The sequence below is a fragment of the Saccharothrix sabaoui genome, assembly GCF_051756985.1.
GTDB lineage: Bacteria > Actinomycetota > Actinomycetes > Mycobacteriales > Pseudonocardiaceae > Actinosynnema.
Genome location: NZ_JBPKJK010000058.1, coordinates 46,012 through 52,270, shown reverse-complemented (window position 1 = coordinate 52,270; position 6,259 = coordinate 46,012). Strand labels below are relative to the sequence as shown.

Genomic DNA, 6,259 nt, shown 5'->3' with positions numbered 1-6,259 from the left:
CGGCGAGACGTGCTCAGGCGTCGAGGAACGGGATCAGCTGCTCCTCCTCGTAGTCGAGGTGCGCCTCCAGGTCGGCCACCAGCCGGTCGACGTCCTCGCGCAGGGTCGCCACGTCGCCGCGCTCCAGCGTCGCCTGCAACTCGGCCAGCAGCACCGCCAGGCGCTCGTGCTCCTCGCGCAGCCGGGCGAGGACGGGGTCCAGCTCCGGGAAGCGCTGCTCCAGCGACGGGAACACGCCCGTGTCCTCCGCGGTGTGGTGGAACTTCAGGCCCTGGCACGCGGTCAGGCAGTTGACCTTCAGCTGCGCGCCCAGCGTGCCGCCGCTCCCGGCCACCTCGCGGCGGATCGTGCGCAGCTCGCGCCGGAACGCGTCGTGCAGCAGCCGCAGGGCCTCCCCCATACTCGACGCGTTCGGCGGGCCGCCGGCCACCTGCTCCAGCGCCACGACCGGGATGACCCGGCTCGTCTGCTCCTGGTACCGCGCCCACCCCTCGTCCGCCTCGACCGCGCGGGCCCAGATCGCGTCGCGCTCCGCGCCCTCCAGGACGGTGGCCTTCGCGTCGTAGGTGAACACCCCGTCCTCCACCTGCACGACGGGGTTGGCGCGCAGGTTGTGGAACCAGTCGGGGTGGCGCGGCGACCCGCCCGCCGAGGCGATGACGAGGATGCGGTCGCCGTCGGGCAGGTAGCCCACGGGCGTCGTGCGGCGGGCACCGGTGCGCGCGCCCGTGGTGGTGAGCAGGACGAGCCTGCCGCCTTCGAAAGGCCCGCCCACGCGGCCCGCGTTCGCGCGGAACTCGTCGATCACCTGTTGGTTGAAATCCATTCGATCGCTCTCCTGAGGCGTTTTCCGGGCATGACGGCAGAACCGCGGGTGAATGTTCCCGCGATTTTCCGTGGAGGTCGTGTGAAGGTGCGCGGGCAGCACTGGGCCCGCGGTGGTGCGAGGAGGTGGAGCTGCGAAAAGCCGGGTACATCACGTTGACGTGCGACAACGTGGAAAACCCGGAGAAGGGGGGCGGGCCGCGGGCCCACCCGGCGCTCACTCGGCGGCCGGGTGACTCTCTCGCTGATGGCTCAAGGCCGACCCGGCAGTCACGGGAGAAGCCTATCCCGGAAATGCGCGGCGCGGCAACACCCATTGCTGTGCCACCATCGAACCGTGCCCCGCATCATTGTCGCCGCGCTGCTGCTGGTGTTGACCGCCTGCACCACGCCGCCGCCCGAGATCCCCGCTTCCGTGCCGCCCTCGACGCCGGCCCCGGGCACCACCCAGCCCACCACCACCCTGCCCGGCACTGCCCCGTCCGCCGACGCCCTGCCCGGCACCGCCCCCTCAGGGGCGGAGCGGGTCGACGCCGGGGCCGCGCCGTGCACCGGCGGCCTGCTGCGCTACTCGTTGGGGACGCAGGACGCCGCCATGGGCCTGCGCGTGCTCGGCATCCGGGCCACCAACTGCGGCACGCAACCGCTGACCCTGGACGGCTACCCGGTGATCGAGGTGCTCGACGAGGACCGCGCCGTGCTGCCGGTGGTGGTCGGCCGGGGCTCGTTCGGCATCTCCAGCGTCGAGTCCTTCGACCGCGCGCCCCAGCCGGTGACCATCCACCCGGGCGAGTACGCGACCACGAGCGTGCTGTGGCGCAACAAGTACGACGACCTCACCGCACCGCCCGCGGTCGGCACGCACCTGCGCATCGTCGCGGCCTCGGACATCGCCCCGGAGGTCTTCGCCCTCGTCGGCGAGGACGGGCCGACCACCATCGACCTCGGCAGCACGGGCCGGCTGGGCGTCGCGCCGTGGCAGGCCGTGACACCCGGCTGACCCCGGCCTGGCTGACCCCGGGCCGGGAGGGTCAGCCCCCGGGCCGGGGTTCAGGCCCCGGGGCCGGGGGTGTCAGGCCCGCATCACCGTCGCGATCGGGATGCGGGCCGCCCGCAGCGCGGGGACCAACCCGCCCAGCACGCCCGCGACCAGCCCGGCCACCACGCCCGCCATGCCCGCCTGCCACGGGAACTCGACGCCCTCCAGCGACGGGGTCCGCGAGCCGAACAGGGCCAGGGCCACCTCCAGCCCGAGCACGCCCGCCCCGATGGCCAGCGCCGCCGTCAGCAGGCCCGTCAGCAGGGTCTCCGCCAGCACGATCCCGGCCAGCAGCAGCCGGGGCGTGCCGACGGCCCGGCGCAGCGCGAACTCCTCGACCCGTTCGCCCACGGTCGCCAGGCCCACGTTGAGGATGCCCGCCACGCCGATCAGCAGCACCAGCGCCGCCATGCCCAGGAAGATCCAGCGCATCAGCGCCAGCTCAGCGGACATCCGGTCCCGCACCTCGATCGTCTGCACCTGGATGTGGTCCGCCGGCGTGCCCGCGGCCGTCAGCCTCGCCGTCAGCACGTGCTCCACCTCGGGGGCCGTGGGCGAGACCAGCACCTGGAGGCCGGGCCCGAAGCGGCCCTCCTTGACGCTGTCGACGGGCATCCAGTTCAGCAGCTCGTCGGACCGGACGTACGCCACGGGCCGGTCGTTGCCGTCCGCCACGACACCGCTGAACACCGGCGTCGGGTTGTGCGCGGCGCCCTCCACGCGCATCTCGGCGGGCACGCGGTGGCGGGTGAACGCCTCCGCCGCGGCCTCGTTCAACACGAGCCGGGGCGCGAGCGACGGTTCCCCGCCGAAGTGCAGCCAGTCGCCGCCCACGGTGCGGAAGGGCCGGAACTGGCGGACGTCCCCGGTCAGCCCCACCAGTTCCAGCTCGACGGCCTGGCCGGGCGGGTCGCCCTCGGCCTCTTCGACGATGTAGCAGCCCGACGCGTCGCAGGTGCGCGTCCCGCTGTAGCCGGGTTGGTCGATCGGCCCGCCGCCCTCGTTGAGGGGCTTCACGCCGGGTTCGCCGATGAACGCCTGCACGCTGGTCAGCGCCACCGCGTCGGTCCGGCCGCGCAGCACCTCCAGCGCCACGGGCACGGTCTGCCCCTCCGGCGGCAGGTACACCTGCCGGGTGCCGTCCTTGGCCACGGACAGCTCCAGGTCGGCGAGCAGCGCCCGGTTGGCGATCTCCGCGCCCGCCTGCACCAGCACGACCGCGAGCACGCCGAGGAACAGGCTGACCATGGACAGGAACGTGCGCAGCTTGCGGGCCCTGATCCCCTGCCCGCCGATGACGACCGCCGACCGCAGCCGCCCGGACAGCCCGCTCACACGACCACCCGCGCCGCGGCCGAGCCCTCGTGCAGCAGGCCGTCGGACAGGTGGAACACTCGGCCCATCTTGGCCGCGTGGTCGTGGTCGTGCGTCACGAGCACCAGCCCGCACCCCTGCTCGGTGGCCGAGCGCAGCACCTCCACCACGAGGTTGCCGGTGTCGGTGTCCAGGGCGCCGGTCGGCTCGTCGGCGAGCAGCACGCGCGGTTCGCGCACCAGCGCCCGCGCGATGGCGACGCGCTGCTGCTCGCCGCCGGACAGCCGGGGCGGCTTCTGCTTGGCCAGGTGCGCGATGCCGACGCGCTCCAGGGCGGCCATCACCTTCGCCTTGCGCTTGCGGCGCGGCAGCCAGCCCTGGCCGTTGACCAGGGCCATGGCGACGTTCTGCGCCGCCGTCAGGTGCTTGAGCAGGAAGAAGCGCTGGAACACGAAGCCGAACTCGGCGCTGCGCAGCGCGGCGGCCTTGCGCTCGGGCAGGCGGGTGATGTCCCGCTCCCCCAGCAGGTACTGGCCGCCGTCGGCCCGGTCGAACAGGCCGATCAGGCTGAGCAGCGTGCTCTTGCCGGAGCCGGAGCGGCCGAGGATGGCGACGCTGTCGCCCGCGCGCACGGTCAGGTCGACGCCCGCCAGGATGGAGCGCGGCTCCTCCTGGCCCTTCAGCGTCTTCGTCAGGCCGGTGAGCCTGATCAGCGGGACGGCTTCGGTGCTCACGCGCCACCCGCCCCGGAGCCGCCCCGCTCCGGCCCGTCCTGCCCGGCGTCGACCGGCGGCAGGCTCGGGCCGGGCACGGCCAGCGTCTCGTCGCCGGTCAGGCCGGACCTGACCTCCACGACCTTGCCGTCGGTCAGCCCCAGCTCGACGTCCCTGGTCTCCCGCGCGCCGTCCGCGCCGACCACGTCGACCTTGCCCTTGCCCTGGCCGCCCGCGACGGCCTCGACCGGCACGACGAGCGCGTTCGGCGAGGTGGCGGTGACGAGTTCGAGGGTGGCGGCGGCGCCGTTGATGAGCTTCACGTCGGCGGGCGCGGTGCACACCAGCCGCAGGCCGGTGGGGTCGGACGACGGCGAGTCGACCGGCTCCTCCCGCTGCGGCGGCGGCGGGGGCGCGGCGGCCCCCGTCGGCGGCGTCCCCGGCTGCTCCGGGGCGGGCGGCTCGACGGGCACGGTGCCGGCGGGCAGCGCGGCGATCGTGCCGAGCAGCGCGCACGCGAACGGCCCCGGGCCGTTCTTGATCTGCGCCTGCACGGTGCCCTGCGCGGCGTCGGCGATCTGGTACGCCTGCTCGCCGCTGATCTCGGCGACGATGCCGTAGCCGCCGTGCTTGGCCGACGCGATCGGCATCCCGGCGGTCACCGCGGCCCGGTCATCGACGAGCCGGCCGCCGAACACCGCCCCGGCGGGCACCTCCACGTTGGTGGGCTTGCCGTCGACCCACACGGTGGCGAACCGGGTCGGCCTGGTCGGCGTGCCGGTCGCCTCGGGCAGGGTCAGGTAGCGCACCTGCCCCGCGACCGGCGACACGATGCCGAAGACCGGGTTCATGGTGACCTTGCCGGTCAGGCCGATCTCGTTCGACAGGTCCTGCCTGGTCGGCTTGGCCGTGGTCTGCACGGTGCCGCGCGGCGCGAGGCCCGGGTCGAGCGGCTCGCCCCCGGTCGACGTGCAGGCGGTGGCGACCGGCGCGACGACGGCCAGCACGGCGGTCAGCACCGCCGCCGCCGGCCGGCCCGGGCGGGCGAGTGCGTTCTCGTGAGACACCGGTTCCCCCAAAGCAGATCCCCACAATCCGGTCCGGCCAACTTACCCACAGGACGCCCACGCACCGGACGGGGTTGCACGAAAAGCGGAAACCGCTTCCACGCCCGGTGGGGTGAAAGCGGTTCCCGCTGGTCGGGGGTGGATCAGGCGATGGCGTGCAGGTTGCCGTCCGCCCCCTCCAGGCAGCGCGCCGAGGAGGCGCCCGAGGTGACGAACTCGGTGATGCAGCGGCCGAGCTGGGCGTGCGCGGCGGCGTTCGGGTGGAACGACTGCTGGGCGAGGTGGATGCCGATGGCGTCGAGGCCGCCGGTGACGAGCGCGTACGGGTCGACGGTCAGCCGCCGCTGCCACTCGCCGCTGGTGGTGGCGCCCTTGCTGCACGCCTCGCGGTTCTCGGTGGCGCGGGAGAAGTCGAGGAACTTCACGCCCGAGCGCGTCGCCACGCCGCGCAGCGCCTCGGTGAACTGCGGCACGGCGACCGTGCGGCCGTACTGGGCGTCGGCCAGCCGCAGCGGGCAGCCCTGCGGGCCGTGCAGGAGCTTGTCCATCTTCTCGGTCACCGGGGAGGCGTACGAGGTGAGGACCAGGTCGTACGAGGAGTCCGCGTACCCGGCGGTGGTCATGGCGGTGCGCACGTCGCGCAGCGCGTTCTCGACCTTCGGGGCCATCGCGGCGAGCCGGCCGGGCCACTCGCGCTCCAGCGCGGAGCGGCAGCTCGGGCCGAACGGGTTCACCCACGCGGCGACGCAGTCGACCATGGTGTCGGCGAACCGCACGTCGTCGTTCGCGCCGACCTGCACGACGACGGTGGTCACGCGGAACTGGCGGGCGATGTCGATCAGCCGCCGCGCCTGGGAGCCCTCGGTGTAGTGCACGGTGTCGGCCAGCGACACGTTCGCCGAGTCCGCGCCGGAGCAGGCGAGGTTGAACGTCCGCGAGGCGAGCTGCGTCCGGTGGACCATGGCCTGCGTGGAGCGGTGGCACCAGTTGCCGTTCTGGCCCTCGGTGCCGGCCTCGTAGGACCCCGCGCCCTCGCCGGACATGGCGCTGTCGCCGAGCGACACCACGGCGGTGGGCCGGTCGTCCGCCGCGCCGGCCGCGACGGGGGTGGTGGCCAGCGCGGCGCCGGCCAGCAGCAGGGCGCCGACGGCGGCGCAGACTCGTTTCCTCGACACCGCGGACCTCCACAGGGCGTTCGGCGGCAGGACGTCAACCGACCGTAAAGGCGCGTTCACACGGCGACAACAAGCCGATCGGCTGGTTCCGCCGGCCCTTCGGTGCTCCGCAGGACGGCCCGCCGG

The 6,259-nt window shown here is 74.1% G+C and carries 6 protein-coding genes; 1 reads left to right on the top strand and 5 read right to left on the bottom strand.

The annotated features are described in order from the left end of the window. Window positions 1-13: 13 nt before the first annotated feature. Window positions 14-826, bottom strand: a complete 813-nt coding sequence (locus tag ACR807_RS19760) for a nitroreductase/quinone reductase family protein (RefSeq protein ID WP_438922824.1) — start codon at window positions 824-826, stop codon at window positions 14-16. A 336-nt stretch (window positions 827-1,162) separates the two neighbouring features. Here ACR807_RS19760 and ACR807_RS19755 point away from each other — a divergent pair, with 336 nt between their 5' ends. Then, window positions 1,163-1,825, top strand: coding sequence for a DUF4232 domain-containing protein (locus ACR807_RS19755; protein WP_438922823.1), 663 nt, complete (start codon window positions 1,163-1,165; stop codon window positions 1,823-1,825). 72 nt (window positions 1,826-1,897) lie between these two features. On the opposite strand, the gene ACR807_RS19750 is transcribed toward ACR807_RS19755, so the two are convergent. The 4 genes from ACR807_RS19750 to ACR807_RS19735 all read right to left on the bottom strand — a co-directional run bounded on the left by ACR807_RS19750 (window position 1,898) and on the right by ACR807_RS19735 (window position 6,133). Continuing rightward, the gene (locus ACR807_RS19750; protein ID WP_438922822.1) at window positions 1,898-3,199 is read right to left on the bottom strand and encodes an ABC transporter permease; all 1,302 of its coding nucleotides are present in this window, start codon (window positions 3,197-3,199) and stop codon (window positions 1,898-1,900) included. Further along, a complete protein-coding gene (locus ACR807_RS19745; RefSeq protein ID WP_438922821.1) occupies window positions 3,196-3,912 on the bottom strand; it encodes an ABC transporter ATP-binding protein in 717 nt (238 codons plus the stop codon). The genes ACR807_RS19750 and ACR807_RS19745 overlap by 4 nt, the downstream gene beginning before the upstream one ends. Beyond that, window positions 3,909-4,958, bottom strand: a complete 1,050-nt coding sequence (locus ACR807_RS19740; RefSeq protein ID WP_438922820.1) for a permuted SH3 domain-containing protein — start codon at window positions 4,956-4,958, stop codon at window positions 3,909-3,911. The genes ACR807_RS19745 and ACR807_RS19740 overlap by 4 nt, the downstream gene beginning before the upstream one ends. A gap of 143 nt (window positions 4,959-5,101) precedes the next feature. Further along, window positions 5,102-6,133, bottom strand: coding sequence for a GDSL-type esterase/lipase family protein (locus ACR807_RS19735; RefSeq protein WP_438922819.1), 1,032 nt, complete (start codon window positions 6,131-6,133; stop codon window positions 5,102-5,104). Window positions 6,134-6,259 lie beyond the last annotated feature (126 nt).